Origin of the sequence: Mycobacterium sp. MFM001, assembly GCF_003402475.1 — a bacterium.
Classification (GTDB): Bacteria; Actinomycetota; Actinomycetes; order Mycobacteriales; family Mycobacteriaceae; genus Mycobacterium.
This window is the reverse complement of the sequence record NZ_BFAB01000015.1, coordinates 87465-105109: the sequence shown is the minus strand read 5'-3', so window position 1 is coordinate 105109 and position 17645 is coordinate 87465. Positions and strand designations below refer to the sequence as shown.

General features: G+C 66.2%; 18 protein-coding genes and 1 pseudogene. 5 read left to right on the top strand and 14 right to left on the bottom strand.

The window, feature by feature from the left end; genetic code table 11:
- Positions 1-77: 77 nt before the first annotated feature.
- The gene (locus MFM001_RS21230; protein WP_116377252.1) at positions 78-461 is read right to left on the bottom strand and encodes a hypothetical protein; all 384 of its coding nucleotides are present in this window, start codon (positions 459-461) and stop codon (positions 78-80) included.
- A gap of 44 nt (positions 462-505) precedes the next feature.
- A complete protein-coding gene (locus MFM001_RS21225; protein WP_116377235.1) occupies positions 506-1663 on the bottom strand; it encodes a Rieske 2Fe-2S domain-containing protein in 1158 nt (385 codons plus the stop codon).
- 111 nt (positions 1664-1774) lie between these two features.
- Between MFM001_RS21225 and MFM001_RS21220 the strand changes: the two genes are divergently transcribed.
- Positions 1775-2299, top strand: coding sequence for a gamma carbonic anhydrase family protein (locus MFM001_RS21220; RefSeq protein ID WP_116377234.1), 525 nt, complete (start codon positions 1775-1777; stop codon positions 2297-2299).
- Here MFM001_RS21220 and MFM001_RS21215 read toward each other — a convergent pair.
- From MFM001_RS21215 to MFM001_RS21195, 5 genes are read right to left on the bottom strand one after another with little or no spacing between them, the layout of a single operon-like run.
- A complete protein-coding gene (locus MFM001_RS21215) occupies positions 2296-2703 on the bottom strand; it encodes a nuclear transport factor 2 family protein (protein WP_116377233.1) in 408 nt (135 codons plus the stop codon). The two genes, MFM001_RS21220 and MFM001_RS21215, sit on opposite strands and share 4 nt — an antisense overlap.
- On the bottom strand, positions 2700-3581 hold the full coding sequence (locus MFM001_RS21210) for a TIGR03619 family F420-dependent LLM class oxidoreductase (protein ID WP_116377232.1): 882 nt from the start codon (positions 3579-3581) through the stop codon (positions 2700-2702). Before MFM001_RS21210 ends, MFM001_RS21215 begins: the two co-directional genes overlap by 4 nt.
- Positions 3578-4747: a thiolase domain-containing protein gene (locus tag MFM001_RS21205; protein ID WP_116377251.1), complete on the bottom strand. Its 1170-nt coding sequence runs from the start codon at positions 4745-4747 to the stop codon at positions 3578-3580. The genes MFM001_RS21210 and MFM001_RS21205 overlap by 4 nt, the downstream gene beginning before the upstream one ends.
- 52 nt (positions 4748-4799) lie before the next feature.
- Positions 4800-5861 (bottom strand): thiolase domain-containing protein, encoded by a 1062-nt coding sequence (locus tag MFM001_RS21200; RefSeq protein WP_116377231.1) that lies wholly within the window; start codon positions 5859-5861, stop codon positions 4800-4802.
- An 8-nt stretch (positions 5862-5869) separates the two neighbouring features.
- Entirely contained in the window at positions 5870-6832 is a 963-nt protein-coding gene (locus MFM001_RS21195) for an OB-fold nucleic acid binding domain-containing protein (RefSeq protein WP_192887015.1), read from the bottom strand.
- Positions 6833-6905: 73 nt separating this feature from the next.
- Between MFM001_RS21195 and MFM001_RS21190 the strand changes: the two genes are divergently transcribed.
- Positions 6906-7946 carry an LLM class F420-dependent oxidoreductase gene (locus MFM001_RS21190; protein WP_116377229.1) on the top strand — a complete coding sequence of 347 codons (1041 nt, stop codon included), beginning with the start codon at positions 6906-6908 and terminating at the stop codon, positions 7944-7946.
- 105 nt (positions 7947-8051) lie between these two features.
- Here the strand turns inward: MFM001_RS21190 and MFM001_RS21185 are convergent, their stop codons facing one another.
- Positions 8052-8774: an acetoacetate decarboxylase family protein gene (locus tag MFM001_RS21185; protein ID WP_192887012.1), complete on the bottom strand. Its 723-nt coding sequence runs from the start codon at positions 8772-8774 to the stop codon at positions 8052-8054.
- A 16-nt stretch (positions 8775-8790) separates the two neighbouring features.
- On the opposite strand from MFM001_RS21185, the gene MFM001_RS21180 reads away from it, so the two are divergent.
- Positions 8791-9999: a cytochrome P450 gene (locus MFM001_RS21180; protein WP_116377228.1), complete on the top strand. Its 1209-nt coding sequence runs from the start codon at positions 8791-8793 to the stop codon at positions 9997-9999.
- A gap of 72 nt (positions 10000-10071) precedes the next feature.
- On the opposite strand, the gene MFM001_RS21175 is transcribed toward MFM001_RS21180, so the two are convergent.
- Positions 10072-10872 (bottom strand): crotonase/enoyl-CoA hydratase family protein, encoded by an 801-nt coding sequence (locus MFM001_RS21175; RefSeq protein ID WP_116377227.1) that lies wholly within the window; start codon positions 10870-10872, stop codon positions 10072-10074.
- Between the two features lie 60 nt (positions 10873-10932).
- Here MFM001_RS21175 and MFM001_RS21170 point away from each other — a divergent pair, with 60 nt between their 5' ends.
- Together MFM001_RS21170 and MFM001_RS21165 are read left to right on the top strand one after the other, a co-directional pair.
- Positions 10933-12576 carry an acyl-CoA synthetase gene (locus MFM001_RS21170; RefSeq protein ID WP_116377226.1) on the top strand — a complete coding sequence of 548 codons (1644 nt, stop codon included), beginning with the start codon at positions 10933-10935 and terminating at the stop codon, positions 12574-12576.
- A 15-nt stretch (positions 12577-12591) separates the two neighbouring features.
- A complete protein-coding gene (locus MFM001_RS21165; protein ID WP_116377225.1) occupies positions 12592-14130 on the top strand; it encodes an acetolactate synthase large subunit in 1539 nt (512 codons plus the stop codon).
- A gap of 4 nt (positions 14131-14134) precedes the next feature.
- Here MFM001_RS21165 and MFM001_RS21160 read toward each other — a convergent pair whose 3' ends face one another.
- The 5 genes and pseudogenes from MFM001_RS21160 to MFM001_RS21140 form a co-directional block, all read right to left on the bottom strand.
- Complete coding sequence (locus tag MFM001_RS21160) at positions 14135-14980, bottom strand: TauD/TfdA family dioxygenase (RefSeq protein ID WP_116377224.1); 846 nt, start codon at positions 14978-14980, stop codon at positions 14135-14137.
- A 13-nt stretch (positions 14981-14993) separates the two neighbouring features.
- Positions 14994-15329 (bottom strand): hypothetical protein, encoded by a 336-nt coding sequence (locus MFM001_RS21155; protein WP_116377223.1) that lies wholly within the window; start codon positions 15327-15329, stop codon positions 14994-14996.
- Positions 15322-16593, bottom strand: coding sequence for an SRPBCC family protein (locus MFM001_RS21150; protein ID WP_116377222.1), 1272 nt, complete (start codon positions 16591-16593; stop codon positions 15322-15324). Before MFM001_RS21150 ends, MFM001_RS21155 begins: the two co-directional genes overlap by 8 nt.
- Positions 16594-16605: 12 nt before the next feature.
- Positions 16606-17355, bottom strand: coding sequence for an SDR family NAD(P)-dependent oxidoreductase (locus MFM001_RS21145; RefSeq protein WP_116377221.1), 750 nt, complete (start codon positions 17353-17355; stop codon positions 16606-16608).
- Positions 17348-17620, bottom strand: a pseudogene (locus tag MFM001_RS21140) (2Fe-2S iron-sulfur cluster-binding protein); the annotation flags it as partial. The gene MFM001_RS21145 and the pseudogene MFM001_RS21140, both read right to left, overlap by 8 nt.
- Positions 17621-17645: the final 25 nt, after the last annotated feature.

Below are 17645 nucleotides of genomic sequence, written 5' to 3'. Positions count from 1 at the left end.
CTATTTTCGAGAGAGACGCAGAATCGCGTTGTCGCGCACCAAATCGTGCGATTCTGCGTCTGCTCGCGCAAGGGAACTCAGTCGGCCAGGTCCAGAATGCCCTCGGCCACGGCATGTTTGATGCTGTCGGTCAACTTGGGGCACGACTTGGTGCGTGCGCTGTCGCCGCCGGATGCGCGAAGTTCGGCGAAATACGCGCAGCGCTGCGCTGCTTCGGTGTTCCATTGCACCGCGGTGTGGCCGGGCCCGAGTTTCTTGACGTCGACGGTGACGTGGCAGAACCGGCAGTCCACCGGCTGCAGACCGGACTTCAGGTAGCGATCGCGGTCGGCCTGGGTGGCTTCGCGCACCGCGGCGGCGCGTTGTGGATCGTCGGCGAAAGCCGGTGCCTTGGACCAGGATCGACGATCCTGCGGTATCGACGGGTGGTCGTCGTCGTGCGCCCCGTGCAGCAGCAGCATCGCCCGGGCCAGCCGGTCGACGTCGGGCGGTTCGGGGCTGCCGGTCACCCTGAAACCTGAGTCGGTTGTCCTTTTGACTCGGCTTGCCGCTTGAGGTTTTCCTCGACCTCGACGTGCCAGCGCTCGTTGGCAACCGTAGTGTCGACCTCGATCTCGAAGCGGTCGGTCATGTCCGGCGTCACCTTGTCGGCATCGACGTAGAACTGCTGATACCAGCGCCGCATCTGGTAGACAGCGCCGTCCTCCTCGACGAGCAGTGGGTTGTCGATGCGGGTCTTGTGCTTCCAGATCTCGACATCCTGCAGGAAGCCCTTGCTGACACCCTCGGTGAACGTCGCCGCGAGCTTCTCGGTGGTTGCGTCGTCGAGCCCCTTGGGTTTTTCGACGATGACGCCCCACTGCAGCACGAACGAATCCTGCGTCACCGGGTAGTGGCAGTTGATCAGGATCGACTCGGCCTTGTAGTCGCCGTATTTGTTGTGCAGCCAGTTGATCATGAACGACGGACCGAAGTAGGAGGCCTCCGAATCCAGGTGTGCCTCACCGTAAGTGGTACCCATGTCGTCGATGTCGGGGCGGCCGACGTTGTGCAGGTACTGCGAGGCGATGTGGCCCTCGAAGACGTTCTTGAAGTACGTCGGCAGACCGAAGTGGATGTAGAAGAAGTGCGCCATGTCGGTGACGTTGTCGATGATGTCGCGGCAGTTGCTGCCCTCGATCAGCATCGAATTCCACCGCCAGTCGGTCCACTCGTCGCTGGAGGCCTCGGGGATCTCGGGGATGCGCACTTCCGGCTGCGGCGGGTTGCCCTCGTGGTCGTGCCAGACGAACAGCAGTCCACCGCGCACGTCGGTGTGCCAGGCCCGCGTGCGGGCCAGCTTCGGAGTGCGCTTGGCGTAGGGGACGAGCTTGCATTTGCCGTCGCCGCCCCAGCGCCAGTCGTGGAACGGGCAGGCGACTTCGTCGCCCTTGATCGTGCCCTGGGCCAGGTTGCCGCCCATGTGCCGGCAGTACCCGTCGAGGACCTTCAGGTCGCCGTGCGAGTCGGCAAACACCACGAGGTGAGTGCCGAACGCCTCGACCCCGTGGGGCTTGCCGTCCAGATAGTTCGTGACCGGGCCAAGGCAGTGCCAGCCGCGGGCATACCTGTCGGGCAGGGTGCCGGTGTCGATCTCGCGAATGCCGGCGGTCTCGGTAGCCATGACGCCTCCAACTCGATGTCTCTAACTAGAACACGTTACAGTTTTTCCGCCGGATCGCGCAACGACGGCCGCGCCTGTCTGCGATTACCCGTGCTGCGGTATATCTGAACGATGCCGCTATTCGCATTCGAGGGCCGGTCGCCGAAGGTCGACCCGACCGCGTTCGTCGCCCCTACCGCCACGCTGATCGGCGACGTCACCGTCGAGGCCGGGGCTTCGGTGTGGTTCAACGCCGTGTTGCGCGGCGACTATGCGCCCGTCATCGTGCGTGAGGGCGCCAACGTGCAGGACGGGTCGGTGTTGCACGCACCGCCGGGCATTCCCGTCGACATCGGCCCCGGAGCGACCGTCGCGCACATGTGCACCATCCACGGGGTGCACGTCGGCGCGGAGGCGTTGATCGCCAACCACGCCACCGTGCTCGACGGCGCGGTGATCGGGGCGCGCAGCCTGATAGCGGCGGGCGCGCTGGTGGTGGCCGGCACGAAAATCCCGGAAGAGGTGCTGGTGGTCGGGGCGCCGGCCACCGTCAAGGGGCCGATCGCCGGGACCGGCGCCGAAACCTGGGTGAACGTCAATCCGCAGGCGTACCAAGACTTGGCCCGGCGCTATCTGACCGGCCTGGAGCCGCTTTAGATCTTGCGGGCGGTCGCGGTCGCGCGGTCGACTTCCCAGTAAGCCCGCAGTGCCACCAACCTGCCGTCGTCGTCGGCCCTGTAGGTGAACACTCCTTCGGCGGTGACCTGATAGCCGGCCGTCGTGATCACGATGTTGCCGACGTTGGCTTCCTCGTTGCCGCACTGGAAGGTGTCGACGAAGTTGAACTCGATCTTGTCCGTCGGTGCAATCGCCTTGTCCCAGAACGCCGAGATCGCGTCGCGGCCGCGGTGGCCTTTGCCTTCCGGGTCGAAATGCGACGGCCCGATCGGGTCCTCGACGATCGCGTCGTCGGCGAACACCGAAAGCCACGCGTCTTTGTCACGCGCGATTACCGCTTCGCGGGAACGCTTTCCGGCTTCGTGAGCCGCGTTGTCGGTCATTTGTTTTGCCATCCCGAGTGGATATAGGTGTCGGCGAAGCGCTTCAGCGAGTCCTTCTTCTTTTCCAGCGGCGCGTCGAAGCCCAACCCGTCCATCAGCCAGGGGATCACGATGTTGTCGGTGACACCGATCTCGGCCAGCTGCCGATGCCCGTCGACGCCGAACTTGTCGACGCACACCGCCTGGTATTCGAACGGCTGGTCGGCGCGGCCGTATTCGGCCCGCAAAGCGTTGAGCTTTCCGATGGTGTCGGCCAGCTGGTCGCCGGTCATCATCGCGCTGGTCCAGCCGTCGCCGACCCGGGCGGCGCGCTTGAGTGCGACGTCGGTGTGCCCGCCGACGTAGAACGGCACGGGTTCCGACGGGGCGGGGCTCATCTGCAGTCGGTCGAAATCGAAGAATTCGCCGTGGAATTCGACCATCCCGCCGCCGAGCACCAGCTTGATGACCTCGATCATTTCGTCGACGCGAGCGCCGCGCCGCGCATACGGTACCCCGCACCACTCGAATTCCTCGGGTGCCCAGCCGATTCCGACGCCGAAGCCGAAGCGGTTACCCGTCAGGTTGGCCACTGAGCCAACCTGGCGGGCGAGCAGCAGCGGGTTGCGGGAACCCAGCTTCATCACGTTGGTGTAGAAGCGCAGCGTCGACGTGACCGCGCCCATCGCCGCGGCGGCGATCAGCGGGTCCACCCAGGGGGTGTTCTCGTCCCACATCCGCGAGCCGTCCGGCGTGTACGGGTAATCCGCGGCCGCCTTTTCCATGTAGAACAGCGAATCCGGCAGCGCGATCGCGTCGAAGCCGGCCTCTTCGGCGGCCGTGGCCAGCTCGGTCAACTGGTCGATCGGGCCCATCGCGATGCTGCAGGTGTACTTCATGGCTTGTCGGCCCCCACCACCCACATCGAGTAGTACTGCGAGCCGCCGCCGTAGGCATGGCCCAAAGCCTTTCGTGCATTCGGAACCTGGTGTGCCTCACCCTTGCCCATCACCTGGATGGCCGCCTCCGCGAAGCGGATCAGACCGGACGCCCCGATCGGGTTCGACGAGAGCACCCCGCCGGACGGATTGACCGGCAGCCGCCCGCCGATCGCGGTTTCGCCGGCCTCGGTGAGCTTCCAACCTTCGCCCTCGGGCGCAAACCCCAAGTTCTCCAACCACATCGGCTCGAACCAGGAGAACGGCACGTAGATCTCGGCCGCGTCGATCTCGTCGATCGGGCTGGTGATGCCTGCTGCCTTCCACAGCGCCTTGGCGGCGTCGCGGCCGGCCTGCGGATTGACTTGGTCACGGCCGGAATACGCCAGTGGCTCGGTGCGCAACGCGGTGGCGTGGATCCAGGCCACCGGATGACCGTCGGCGAGCCGCTGATCGGCGGTCTGCTCGTCGCCGATCACCACCGCGCAGGCGCCGTCGGACGACGGGCAGGTCTCGTCGAAACGGATCGGGTCCCACAGCATCTGCGACGACATGACCTTCTCCAGTGTGATGTCGGCCTGCTGCAGATGTGCCAGCGGGTTCTTGGCGCCGTTGAGCCGATCCTTGACGGCCACCATGGCACCGATGTGTGTCGGTGCGCCCGACCGGCGGATGTAGGAGCGTACGTGGGGAGCGAAATAACCACCGGCGCCGGCGCCCACCGGCTTGGTGAACGGTACCGGAATACTCAACGCCCACATGGCGTTTGACTCCGACTGCTTTTCCCAGGCCATCGCCAGCACCCTGCGGTACTGGCCCGACTGCACCAGGCTGGCCGCCACCACACCGGTGGAGCCGCCGACCGAGCCGGCGGTGTGCACCCGGATCAGCGGTTTGCCGGTGGCGCCCACGGCGTCGGCCATGAACAGCTCCGGCATCATGACGCCCTCGAAGAAATCCGGCGCCTTGCCGACCACGACGGCGTCGATGTCGTCGAACGTCAAGCCCGAGTCGGCCAGCGCACGGTCGATCGCCTCGCGCACCAGGCCGTTCATCGACACGTCTTGCCGCTTCGCGACGTATTTGGTCTGCCCGGTACCGAGCACCGCGGCTAACTGCTTGGTCATCAGCGCCACTCCTCCTCATCGCGCTTCGCGCTCTGCATCGTCGTCGGCGCGGTCATCGTGCCTCCATAACCGCGACCAGATTCTGTTGCAGCGCAGGCCCGCTGGTGGCATGGGCCAGCACCCGCTGCGCGGAGCCGTCCCAGATGTGCTGCGCGGCAAAGCCGATGCGCTCCAGGCCGGCGACGAACATCGGGTTGGCCGCCAGCGCGCCGCCAGACGGGTTGACCCGCGTCGACGAGCCCAATCCGATCGCCTCGGTGAGGATCAGGTGCTGGTGGGTGAACGGCGCATGGATTTCCGCGACGTCGATCGAGGCGACGTCGCCGCCGGTTGCCGTCTGCGCCGACGTCGCCGTCGACGGGGAGGTGGTCAGCTCACGCGCGCCCAGCACCGGCGTCTCGATGCGATGGTCGAAACCGGTGATCCAGGCCGGGTTTTCGCGCAGTTCGCGAGCTCGGCCGTCGGCGGCCAGCACGATCGCGGCGGCGCCGTCGGTGATCGGCGCAATGTCGTGGCGGCGCAGCGGATCGGCGAAGAACGGCCGGGCAAGCAGCTCGTCGATGCTCTTGGCCGGCTTCTCCGAGTCGGTGCGCTCGGCGTGGGCGAACGAGTCCAGCGCCACCTGCGCCATCTGCTCGGCGGTCCACTTGCCGGCGTCCAGCCCGAAGCGGGCCTGCAGCCCGGCCATCGACACCGAGTCCGGCCACAACGGCGCCACGGTGTACGGGTCGGTCTGCCGCGACAGGATGCGGCGTAACACGCCTGCCGAGGACTTGCCGAACCCGTACACGAGCGCAGTGTCGACCTCACCGGTCAACAGCTTGATGTAGGCCTCATACAAAGCCCATGCGGCGTCCATCTCGACATGCGACTCGTTGATGGGCGGTACCGCGCCAATCGAGTCGATCGCCGAGATGAACGAGAACGCCCGTCCGGCAAGGTAATCCGAGGAGCCCGAACACCAGAACCCGATATCGGCTTTGGTGATGCCGAGCTCGTCGTAGAGCTCGGCGAAGCACGGCATCAGCATTTCGACGCCGTTGGTGGTGCCGTCGGTGCGGCGTACGTGCGGGGCGTGGGCGAACCCCACCACGGCTACATCACGAGTACTCATAACAGCCTTTACAGGTGGTGCTTGTAGGTGTCGTAGTCGGCGTCCGGTTCGCCAGTGGGCCGGAAATGCGAGATGTTGTCGATGCCCAGACCCCATTCCTCGCGGGGCCGCCACACCGCCTCGACCCGCATGCCCATCCGCACCTCGGACGCGTCGATGTCGGTAACCAAGTGCAGGAACGGAATATCGGCCCCGTCGAGCAGCACGTAGGCCGCCACATACGGCGGCTTGATGCGCTGGCCCGCGAACGGGATGTTGATGATGGCGAACGTCGTCACCGTGCCCTTGTCCGGCAGCTCGACGTAATTGTCGAGCGCCACACCGGTTGCCGGGTCGGCCTCGCGTGCCGGGAAATACACCTTGCCGGCCTCGCCGGTGCGGGCGCCCAGCAGCTTGCCTTCCTGAAGCGCGCGCAGATAGGCGCTTTCCGGCTGTGACGCACTGTGCTGGATCGTCAGGCTGATCGGTGTCTCGATGATCGTCACCGGGTCGCGGTCGTCGGATTGGCCCTCTGGTTCGGCTTCGTCACCCAGCGCGAAGTACGCGATGTCGGTGATGGCGCCAGCAGGCTCGTCGGCCCAGTGCACGTGCACCCGGGTGCCGCGATTGATCGCGTCGGGCGTGCCGGCATCGACGGCGTGCAGCAGCGGGGTGTCGGCGCCGTCGAGCTTGATCAGTGCCCAGGCGAACGGGCGGTCCAGCGGCTGACCCTCCAGCGGCTGGGGCTGCCACGTCCAGGACTCGACGGTGCCGGTGGCCGCCACCGGTACCATCTCGCCCAGCGGTTCGTAGCTGACCGGGTCGTATTCGGCCGGCGGCACATGCACCCGGCCATCGGTTCCGCGCACCCCGAGGATGCGGCGTTCACGAAGGGCAGTGAAGAATTTGCCCAGGGTGGGACCGACCGAACGGGTGTAGTCGAACGACAGCGTCAGCGGCGCCGAGAGGGGCGGCTCCGGGTGTTCGATCAGCGGTGGGCGAGTTGAACTAGGTGTCACGCCTTCGAGTAGAACAGGTTCTAAGAATCTGAGCAAGGAGCCGGAGATGAAGCTGGGACTGCAACTGGGATATTGGGGCGCTCAGCCGCCGGAGAACGCCGGTGAACTGGTGGCCGCGGCCGAAGAGGCCGGCTTCGACGCGGTGTTCACCGCAGAAGCGTGGGGGTCGGACGCCTACACCCCGTTGGCCTGGTGGGGAGCGTCGACCCGACGCGTGCGGCTGGGCACGTCGGTCGTGCAGCTGTCCGCGCGCACCCCGACAGCGTGCGCGATGGCCGCGCTGACTTTGGATCATCTGAGCGGTGGCCGGCACATGCTGGGCCTCGGGGTCTCCGGCCCGCAGGTGGTCGAGGGCTGGTACGGCCAGCGCTTTCCCAAGCCGCTGGCCCGCACCCGCGAGTACATCGACATCGTGCGCCAGGTCCTGGCCCGAGAGAAGCCGGTGACCAGCGACGGCCCGCACTACCCGCTGCCGTTAACCACCGACGGCACAACGGGTTTGGGCAAAGCATTGAAGCCAATCACTCATCCGCTGCGGGCCGACATCCCGATCCTGTTGGGTGCCGAAGGCCCGAAGAACGTCGCGCTGGCCGCCGAGATCTGCGACGGCTGGCTGCCGATCTTCTACACGCCGCGGCTGGCCGGCATGTACAACGAATGGCTCGACGAGGGGTTCGCTCGGCCCGGGGCGCGGCGCAGCCGCGAGGACTTCGAGGTCTGCGCGACGGCCAACATCGTCATCACCAATGACCGCGCCGCTGCCTTCGCCGCCATGAAGCCGTATATCGCGCTCTACATGGGCGGGATGGGTGCCGAAGACACCAACTTCCACGCCGACGTGTACCGCCGGATGGGCTACGCCGAGGTCGTCGACGAGGTCACCAGGCTCTTCCGCAGTGGACGCAAGGACGGCAAAGAACGAGCCGCGGAGATCATCCCGGACGAAGTCATCGACGACGCCGCGATCGTCGGCGACCTGGATTACGTGCGTGAGCAGATCAAGGCGTGGGAGGCCGCCGGCGTGACCATGATGGTGGTGTCCGGTCGCAGCACCGAGCAGATTCGCGAGCTCGCCTCGCTGATCTGACCGTTGCGGTCCGACTAGAACACGTTCTAAATTGGCGGGATGGCCCGCCCGGCGACGATGCAGAGCGCGCAGCGCGATGAGGAGGAGCCGGGCAATCGAACCCGGTCAGGTGAGCGGGTGGGCGTCGCCGAACGACATTTCCACGTTGGCGACCGACCCGGACACCATCGCGCGCTTCGGCAGGCCCAGCGACGCCAGCTCCTTGGCGTAGGGGTGATCGCCGAGCCGCACCGTCGCTCCGCCGGGCCGGCCGCGCAGCCCGCTGACCTTCATCTCCCACGGCACCTCGCGGGTGGTGCCGTCGGCGTAGGTGTAGGTCTTGAGCACCTGCCCGCGCGACGTGAAGATCGACGGCACCGGCAGGCCGCGGCCGAAGTCGATGCCGGCGATGTGCGAACCCTCGGCGCTGACGTCGAACGCAAACGTGCGTCCCTCGCGAACGGTGAAGTCCGCCATGATCTTTGGGAAACCCCAAATGGTTCGGCCTGCCTCCAGGGTGAAGGATTGGTCCACCGGCAGGTGGTGGATGAACGCCGCGGCATCCTTGAAAGCCCGCCAGCCGCCAGCCGTCGAGCCCGGCGGGTTGACCATCACGGCGGTGCCGAATTCGTGGTACTGCCCGAGATCGCCGTCGATGTAGCGGGCCAGCATCAGGTTGACCACAGCCCTGCCGGGTCGGTGCTGACAGACCCGCAGACCGCTGTAGTCGATGAGCCGCTGCGCCGCCTCGGCGTCCACCGAGAACATCGCGGTATGTACGTCAGCCTTTCGAACCCGGACCGGCATGGTCAGCACGGTCCCGGCGATGGTGTGTTGTGATTCAGGCATATCTGGAGGTTAGTAGATGACGGTCACGATTCCAGACGTTGATCTGACCGATGGCACTTTCTATGCCGACGGCCGGCGAGCCCGCGAGGCGTATCGCTGGATGCGGGCCAATCAACCGGTTTTCCGGGACCGCAACGGTTTGGCCGCCGCGACGACGTATCAGGCGATCATCGACGCCGAGCGCAATCCCGAATTGTTCTCTTCCACCGGCGGTATCCGGCCGGACCAGCCGGGTATGCCGTACATGATCGACATGGACGATCCCGCACATCTGTTGCGGCGCAAGCTCGTCAACGCCGGGTTCACCCGTAAAAGGGTGCGCGAGAAGGAGCCCTCGATTGGCCGGCTGTGCGACACGCTGATCGACGCCGTGTGTGAGCGCGGCGAGTGCGACTTCGTTCGCGATATCGCCGCGCCACTGCCGATGGCGGTGATCGGCGACATGCTGGGCGTGCTGCCCGAGGACCGCGGGATGTTGTTGAAGTGGTCCGACGATCTGGTGACCGGGCTGAGTTCGCATTTGGATCCGACGTCGGCCGAATTCGTGGCCGTGATGGACGCTTTCGCCGCCTACACCGAATTCACTAAGGACATCATCACCCAGCGCCGGTCCGAACCCACCGAAGACCTGTTCTCGATTCTGGTGAACGCCGAGGTCGACGGGCAGCGGATGTCCGACGACGAGATCGTCTTCGAGACGCTGCTGATCCTGATCGGCGGCGACGAGACCACTCGGCACACCCTGTCCGGTGGTACCGAGCAGCTGCTGCGCAACCATGACCAGTGGGAGCAGCTGGTGGCCGACCCGTCGCTGTTGCCCGGCGCCATCGAGGAGATGCTGCGATGGACGTCGCCGGTGAAGAACATGTGCCGAACCTTGACGGCGGACACCGAATTCCACGGTACGTCGTTGCGTCAGGGCGAGAAGATGATGCTGCTGTTCGAGTCGGGCAACTTCGACGAGTCGGTGTTCGACAACCCGGAGCAATTCGACATCCGCCGAGACCCCAACAACCACATGGCTTTCGGCTTCGGAACCCACTTCTGCCTGGGCAATCAGCTTGCCCGGCTGGAGCTTTCGCTGATGACGTCGCGGGTATTGCAACGGTTGCCGGATTTGCGGCTGGCCTCCGATGACGGGTTGCCGCTGCGGCCGGCCAACTTCGTCAGCGGCCTGGAATCTATGCCGGTGGTCTTCACGCCGACGGCACCCGTGCTCCCCTGACCGCCGAACGTGCGGCTGGCCGCACGCTGGTGTCCGAACGTGCGGCTGGCCGCACACTCGGCCCCAAAGGGGTTACCGCCCGCGGAACTGCGGAGCGCGCTTCTCCTTGAACGCGCGCGGGCCTTCCTTGGCGTCGTCGGACAGGAACACCTTGATGCCGAGCTGGGTGTCTATCTTGAACGCCTCGTTCTCGTGCATGCCCTCGGTCTCGCGGATGGACCGCAGGATCGCCTGCACCGCCAGCGGGCCGTTGTTCGAGATGACGTCGGCGATCTCCAAAGCCTTGGACAACGCCTGCCCGTCGGGTACGACGTGTCCGATCAGCCCGATCTCCTTGGCCTCGGCGGCGGTGATGTGCCGTCCGGTCAGCAGCAGGTCGCAGGCCACGGTGTAGGGGATCTGCCGGACCAGCCGCACCGCCGAGCCGCCCATCGGATACAGGCTCCAGCGCGCCTCCGAGATGCCGAACTTGGCGCTCTCGCCGGCCACCCGGATGTCGGTGCCCTGCAGGATCTCGGTGCCGCCGGCAATGGCCGGGCCCTCGACGGCGGCGATCAGCGGCTTGGTCAGCCGCCGCCCCTTGAGCAGCGCATCGATGCGCGACGGGTCGTAGCTGCCGTCCTTGAACGACTCGCCCGGCGGCTTGGCGGTGGCTGCCTTGAGGTCCATGCCGGCGCAGAAATAGCCGCCGGCCCCGGTCAGGACGGCGCAGCGGATGTCGGGATCGTTGTCGACGCGGTCCCACGCCTCGACCATGATTTGCATCATTTCGCCGCTCAGCGCGTTGCGCGCCGACGGCCGGTTCATCGTGACGATCAGGGTGTGTCCGCGCTGCTCAATGAGGGCGTCGGCTTCTTTTTCGGACTCGCTCACCGGTGTCCGCCTTCCTGGCTGTCGGGCCCAGACTTGTCAGAAAATGTAACACGTTCTAATTTGGGGTCCGTGGCCCTGAACATAGCCGACTTAGCCGAGCATGCCATCGACGCCGTGCCTGACCGCGTCGCCCTGATCTGTGGCGACGACCAGCTCACGTACGCGCAACTCGAGGAGAAGGCCAACCGCCTTGCGCACTACCTGATCGACCAGGGTGTGATGAAGGACGACAAGGTCGGCCTGTACTGCCGCAACCGCATCGAGATCGTGATCGCGATGCTGGGCATCGTCAAGGCCGGCGCCATCCTGGTCAACGTCAACTTCCGCTACGTCGAGGGCGAGCTGCGGTACCTGTTCGACAACTCCGACATGGTGGCGCTGGTGCACGAGCGCCAGTACTCCGACCGCGTAGCCAACGTCTTGCCGGACACCCCGAACGTCAAGACGGTGCTGGTGGTCGAGGACGGCAGCGACAAGGACTACCAGCGCTACGGCGGCGTCGAGTTTCACTCCGCCCTCGAAAAAGGCTCTCCGGAAAGAGATTTCGGCCCTCGCAGCGCCGATGACATCTACCTGCTGTACACCGGCGGCACCACCGGTTTCCCCAAGGGTGTGATGTGGCGCCACGAGGACATCTACCGGGTACTGTTCGGCGGAACCGACTTCGCCACAGGCGAATTCGTCAAGGACGAGTACGACCTGGCCAAGGCCGCCGCGCAGAATCCGCCGATGGTCCGCTACCCGATCCCGCCGATGATCCACGGTGCCACCCAGTCGGCCACCTGGATGTCGCTCTTCTCGGGTCAAACCACTGTGCTGGCACCCGAATTCGACGCCGACGAGGTGTGGCGCACGATTCACGAGCACAAGGTGAACCTGCTGTTCTTCACCGGTGACGCGATGGCGCGGCCGCTGCTCGACGCGCTGCAGAAAGACAACGATTACGACTTATCGTCGCTGTTCCTGTTGGCCAGCACCGCGGCGCTGTTCTCGCCCAGCATCAAGGAGAAACTGCTGGAGTTGCTTCCCAACAGGATCATCACCGACTCGATCGGCTCGTCGGAGACCGGCTTCGGCGGCACCAGCGTCGTCGCCAAGGACGCGCCGCACAGCGGTGGCCCGCGCGTGACCATCGACCACCGCACGGTCGTGCTCGACGAGGACGGCAACGAGGTCAAGCCCGGTTCGGGTGTGCGCGGGTTCCTCGCCAAGAAGGGCAACATCCCGGTCGGTTACTACAAAGACGAGAAGAAGACCGCCGAGACGTTCCGCACGATCAACGGTGTCCGCTACGCCATCCCCGGCGACTACGCGCAGGTGGAGGCCGACGGCACGGTCACCATGCTGGGGCGCGGCTCGGTGTCGATCAACAGCGGCGGGGAGAAGATCTACCCCGAGGAAGTCGAGGCCGCGCTCAAGGGCCATCCCGACGTGTTCGACGCGCTGGTGGTCGGCGTTCCCGACGAGCGGTACGGCCAGTGCGTGGCCGCCGTCGTGCAGCCGCGACCCGGGATGCGCCCGTCGCTGGCCGAACTCGACAAGTTCGTACGCAGCGAGATCGCGGGATACAAAGTGCCGCGGGCACTTTGGTATGTCGACGAGGTCAAGCGGTCGCCTGCCGGTAAGCCCGACTACCGCTGGGCGAAGGAGCAGACCGAGGCCCGTCCCGCCGACGAGAGGCACGCCAACCACGTCAGTGCGTGACTTACCCTCGTAAGGGTGAACGGCGCCCAGGTCTTAATCAACACTTTGGTCGAGGGTGGTGTCGACGTCTGCTTCGCCAACCCGGGCACGTCGGAGATGCATTTCGTGGCGGCGCTGGACACCGTGCCGCGGATGCGCGGGGTGCTGACCCTGTTCGAGGGAGTAGCCACCGGCGCCGCCGACGGATACGCCCGCATCGCCGATCGTCCCGCAGCGGTGCTGCTGCATCTCGGACCCGGGCTGGGCAACGGGCTGGCCAACCTCCACAACGCGCGCCGGGCCCGCGTCCCGATCGTGGTGGTCGTCGGCGACCACGCCACCTATCACAAGAAGTACGACGCCCCACTGGAATCCGATATCGAAGCGCTGGCCGGCAGCGTGTCGGGCTGGCTACGACGGTCCGACGGTGATGTCGCGGCCGATGCCGCCGACGCCGTCGCCGCCAGCCGGGCCGGCCAGCAGGTCGCCACGCTGATCCTGCCAGCGGACATTTCGTGGTCAGAAGCTACCGGCGGCGCCTCCGCGGTCACTGCGACGTCGAATCCGGAACCGGATGTCGAGCTGGCGGCCAAGGTGCTGCGTTCGGGCGAGCCGACGGTGATCCTCATCGGCGGCGACGCCACCCGCGCCGCCGGCTTGCAGGCGGCGGCCCGGGTGGCCGCGGCCACCGGTGCGCGCTGGTACTGCGAGACGTTCCCGACCCGCCTGGAGCGCGGTGTCGGCCTGCCGGCAGTCGACCGGCTCGCATACTTCGCCGAAGCCGTTGCGGCACAACTCGACGGCGCCAAGCATCTGATACTGGCCGGGGCGGCATCACCGGTGTCGTTCTTCGCCTACCCGGGCAAGCCCAGCGACCTGGTGCCCGACGGCTGCCAGGTGCACGTGCTGGCCGGCCACACCGGTGCCGCGGATGCACTCGCGGCGCTGGCCGACCAGATGGCGCCCGGCACGGTCGCGTCGGTGGCCGAGCCGTCGCGTCCGCAGCTGCCGACGGGTGCACTCACGGCCATGTCGGCAGCCGACGTGATCGGCGCTCTGCTGCCGGAGCAGGCGATCGTCGTCGACGAGTCGAACACGTCGGGTTTGCCGCTGCCCGCCGCGACGGCCGGTGCGCCTCCGCATGATTGGCTGACACTGACCGGCGGGGCGATCGGCTACGGCATCCCCGCCGCGGTCGGCGCCGCCGTCGCCGCACCGGACCGGCCGGTGCTCTGCCTGGAATCCGACGGCTCGGCGATGTACACGATCTCGGGCCTGTGGACGCAGGCGCGGGAAAACCTCGACGTCACCACCGTCGTCTACAACAACGGCGCCTACGACATCCTGCGGCTGGAGCTGCAACGCGTCGGCGCGCAGGGTGCCCCCGGCCCCAAAGCCCAGCAGCTGCTCGACTTAACCGGCCCCGCAATGGATTTCGTCAAGATAGCCGAGGGGATGGGGGTGCCCGCAAGGCGGGTCAGCGCCGTCGAAGAGTTCGCCGAAGCTCTTACAGCCGCATTCGACGAGCCGGGCCCGCATCTCGTCGAAGCGATGGTTCCCTCGATGCTGGGCTGACCGGCTACTGGATCGGTTCGTCGCCTAGCACGGTGGTGCGCAGCATCTCTCGCGGCGAATCCGGGTCGTAGGGCGCGGCGCGGTGCAGCACACCGCGGTTGTCCCAGATCACCGTGTCGCCGACCGACCAGCGGTGGCTGTACACCTTGTCCGGCACGGTGGCACGGTCCAGCAGCTCGGCCAGCAGCGCGCGGCCTTCATCCAAGTCCATGCCGACTACGTAGTCGGCTGACGCCCCCAGCACCAGCGACTTGCGGCCGTCGTTGTGTGTCCATACCAGCGGATGCTCGTGGGTAGGCCGCGACCGCCAGCGCGCCAACTGCTCAGGCGTGGGGTCGGGCGTGACGCGGCGCTGCGAAGCCTCCAGGGAGTGAATGACTTTCAGCGACGCGAACCGCTGCTTCTCGTCGTCGCTCAACGCGTCGTAAGCCGCGTACGTGCTGGCGAACTCGGTTTCGCCGCCGCGCTCGGCAACTTGCAGCGCCGAGAGAACGGTGGCCTTTTGCGGGCATTCGTCGCCCATCGGGGTGCAGCCGTCGATGTGCCAGTCGAAGGTGGCGCGCAGATACGCCGCCGAGGAGTTCTTCGACGGGTCCAGGGTGATCGGGTAGATGCCCGCCACCGGATGATGGCCGTCGGAGGAATGGTCCACTTCGCCGAGCCGACGACAAAACGCCACCTGCGCTTCGGGATTCAGATGCAGGCCGGGGAAAACCAGCACGCCGTTGTCTTCCAGCGCGTCGAGCACCGCCTCGGCGAGCACGTCGTCGGTGGCCAGCCGGTCGGGGTCGATGTCGCTGACTTCGGCGCCCACCGACTTGGTGAGCTTGCTGACGGTGAGCAGACTCATTGGCTGTCCTCTCTCATGGCACCGGTTCGCCGATGCGAACCATGACCGCGTCAGCGGCATCGGTGGGTCGGGGTTGATGCATGATTTCCACCGCCATCGCGACCATGATCAGCGAATAGATCAGGTGCAGCAGGTTCAGTGCATCCTCGGGAAGGTCGTCCAGGGAGAACTTGTCGCAATACTCGATCGCCTCTTCCAGCCGGGGAAAGAAGGCGTCGTAGAACTCCCGCATCTCGGCCATGCTGCTGGCCATCCGCCGGTTCCACCGCTCGGATTCGGTTGGCAGGCACCAAATCTGCGCGTACGGCTCGAGTTCGGCAAACGCGCTCGGCAGTAATGTGTCAGCCATGGCTGGCTCTTACCGGCGTGCGTTCGGCTTGATACTGCGCCACCCAGTCGTTGACCACCTTGTGCAAGTGACGTACCAGGATCTCCTGGTCGTTGAGTGGGAACTCGTCGACGATGCCGGTCTCCAGCGCCGCCTGGGTGCCGCCAAGCATGCCGGCGTCCTGCAGCGCGAACTCCTTGAGCACCACCGCGGCCACCTCGTGTTCGATCCGTTCGCGCACACTGCGGGCCGGCTGAAACGCGGTGTAGGCCTCGAACCGGTGAGTGTTGTGCGACGTCGGCCAATACCGGTACAGCAGATACCAGCCGCCGTAGATCAGTATCTCGAGGTTCGGGAAGATCTGGAAGTTGCTGATCCCCCACGATTCGATGCCGCCAGGATTGAGTCCGGCCGGCAGCTCACCCAGGTCGGGAGTCCGCCACGGCCCGACAAGTCCACTGCGCGTTACCCGTTCGATCGGATACATGTACTCCGGCGCTAACAGCCAGCGGCGGGTTCCCGCCGTCGACACCAGCCGGTGCGGCCCGTCGATCTGGAAGTGCGCACACTCAAACCCGGCGTTGGGATCGCGTACCTCAGGCGGAACCTGCTGCGGGTGCAGCGATGGCACGTGGTAGTACTCCTGGAATGCGTCGGCGAAGATCTTCCAGTTGCTGTTATTGTCGGCGGCCCAGTCGTAGCGCTCGGTGAGTTTGTCGAACGGGTAGCCGTCGAGGCCGGTGACCATGGGGCCCAGGAACTCTCGCAAGGTCTGGCGTGGCTCGTCGTCGAAGTTGACGAAGATGAACCCGTTCCAGACGTCACAGTGCACCGGGCGCAGCCCGTAGGCGTCGCGGTCGAGGTCGAAGAACTCCGACTCCTGCTGCACGAACGTCAGCGCGCCGTCGAGATCGTAGCGCCAGCCGTGATACTTGCAGGTGAACTGCCGGCATACGCCCTTGGTTTCCTCGTTGGGAAAGTCGTTCCACACCAGCTTGTTTCCGCGGTGCCGGCAGACGTTGTGGAACGCCCGGATCTTCTGGTCCTTACCCTTGACCACGATGATCGACGTGCCCACGGCGGCAATGTCTTTGGTGAGGTAGCTGCCGACGCGGGGGAGTTCCTCGACACGGGCGACGTTGAGCCAGGCCCGTTTGAAGATCGCCTCGCGCTCGACCGCGTAGAACTCCGGCGACGTGGAGTCCCGGAACGAAATCGGGTCGGTGCCAAGGTCTGGATAGTGCTGCGTCCAGCTGCCTTCCGCCGGCTTAGGCCATCGTGCCATCTGAATCTCCTGTCACATCACTGCTCCGCCGTTGACGCCGAGGACCTGGCCGGTGATGAAGCCGGCCTCCTCCGAGCACAGGAACCCGACCGCGGCCGCTATGTCGTCGCCGGTGCCGAGATGTCCGAGCGGGATTGTTCCGGCCATCGTTTCGTTGGACGGCAGGTTGCCTTCGGCCTGGGACTGGTGCTGCATCGGTGTTTCGATGCCCGACGGCGGGATGTTGTTGACGGTGACGCCTGCCGACGCGTACTCGCGCGCCAGCGATTTCGTCAACGTGATCAGCGCGCCCTTGGACGCGGCGTAGTGCGCCATGCCGGGGGAACCGCGTTGGGCGGACGACGACGAGATCATCACGATGCGGCCCCAGCCCGCCGCCACCATGTCGGGCAGTGCCACCTGACAACAGTGAAACGTGCCGGTGAGGTTGACGTCGATGATCCGCTGCCACGACTCGGGAGTGATCTCGGTAAACGGAGCGAAGCCCACCATGCCCGCGCTCGTGACCAGAATGCCCACCGGCCCCAGCTCGCTGCGCACCTTCGCGAACGCCTCCTCGACCGTGCGCCGGTCGCTCACGTCCGCCTCGGCCGCCAGCGCAGTGACCCCCGCAGCACGCAGCTCGTCGCAAACCCGTTGCGCGGCCTGGCCATTGACGTCGAGCACCGCGACCTTGTGGCCGCGGCGGCCCAGCTCATGGCAGGTAGCCTCGCCCATGCCCGAGGCGCCGCCGGTCACCACCGCCACCCGCTGCTCACTCATAGACCACCCGCACCGTGCGACTCGTCGGCAGCGACTGACAGGTCAGCACCCAGCCCTCGGCAACGTCGTCGTCGGTGAGTGCGTCGTTGTTGATCATCCGCACGCTGCCCTCGACCAACCGGGCCATGCATGTTGCGCACGAACCGGTCTCGCAGGACGACGGCGCCGCCAGCCCGGCCATCCGCGCGGTTTGCAAAACGGTGTTGCCCGGCCGATAGGGCACCACCGTGGTGCGGCGGTCCAGCTGGATCGTCACCTCTTCGGTGACGGTGTCGACCGCGTTCATGCTC

Coding starts and splice junctions, on each gene's coding strand:
- MFM001_RS21230 (WP_116377252.1), bottom strand. CDS start 461: ATGCTGCTGCTGCACGGGGCGCACGACGACGACCACCCGTCGATACCG.
- MFM001_RS21225 (WP_116377235.1), bottom strand. CDS start 1,663: ATGGCTACCGAGACCGCCGGCATTCGCGAGATCGACACCGGCACCCTG.
- MFM001_RS21220 (WP_116377234.1), top strand. CDS start 1,775: ATGCCGCTATTCGCATTCGAGGGCCGGTCGCCGAAGGTCGACCCGACC.
- MFM001_RS21215 (WP_116377233.1), bottom strand. CDS start 2,703: ATGACCGACAACGCGGCTCACGAAGCCGGAAAGCGTTCCCGCGAAGCG.
- MFM001_RS21210 (WP_116377232.1), bottom strand. CDS start 3,581: ATGAAGTACACCTGCAGCATCGCGATGGGCCCGATCGACCAGTTGACC.
- MFM001_RS21205 (WP_116377251.1), bottom strand. CDS start 4,747: ATGACCAAGCAGTTAGCCGCGGTGCTCGGTACCGGGCAGACCAAATAC.
- MFM001_RS21200 (WP_116377231.1), bottom strand. CDS start 5,861: ATGAGTACTCGTGATGTAGCCGTGGTGGGGTTCGCCCACGCCCCGCAC.
- MFM001_RS21190 (WP_116377229.1), top strand. CDS start 6,906: ATGAAGCTGGGACTGCAACTGGGATATTGGGGCGCTCAGCCGCCGGAG.
- MFM001_RS21185 (WP_192887012.1), bottom strand. CDS start 8,774: ATGCCTGAATCACAACACACCATCGCCGGGACCGTGCTGACCATGCCG.
- MFM001_RS21180 (WP_116377228.1), top strand. CDS start 8,791: ATGACGGTCACGATTCCAGACGTTGATCTGACCGATGGCACTTTCTAT.
- MFM001_RS21160 (WP_116377224.1), bottom strand. CDS start 14,980: ATGAGTCTGCTCACCGTCAGCAAGCTCACCAAGTCGGTGGGCGCCGAA.
- MFM001_RS21155 (WP_116377223.1), bottom strand. CDS start 15,329: ATGGCTGACACATTACTGCCGAGCGCGTTTGCCGAACTCGAGCCGTAC.
- MFM001_RS21150 (WP_116377222.1), bottom strand. CDS start 16,593: ATGGCACGATGGCCTAAGCCGGCGGAAGGCAGCTGGACGCAGCACTAT.
- MFM001_RS21145 (WP_116377221.1), bottom strand. CDS start 17,355: ATGAGTGAGCAGCGGGTGGCGGTGGTGACCGGCGGCGCCTCGGGCATG.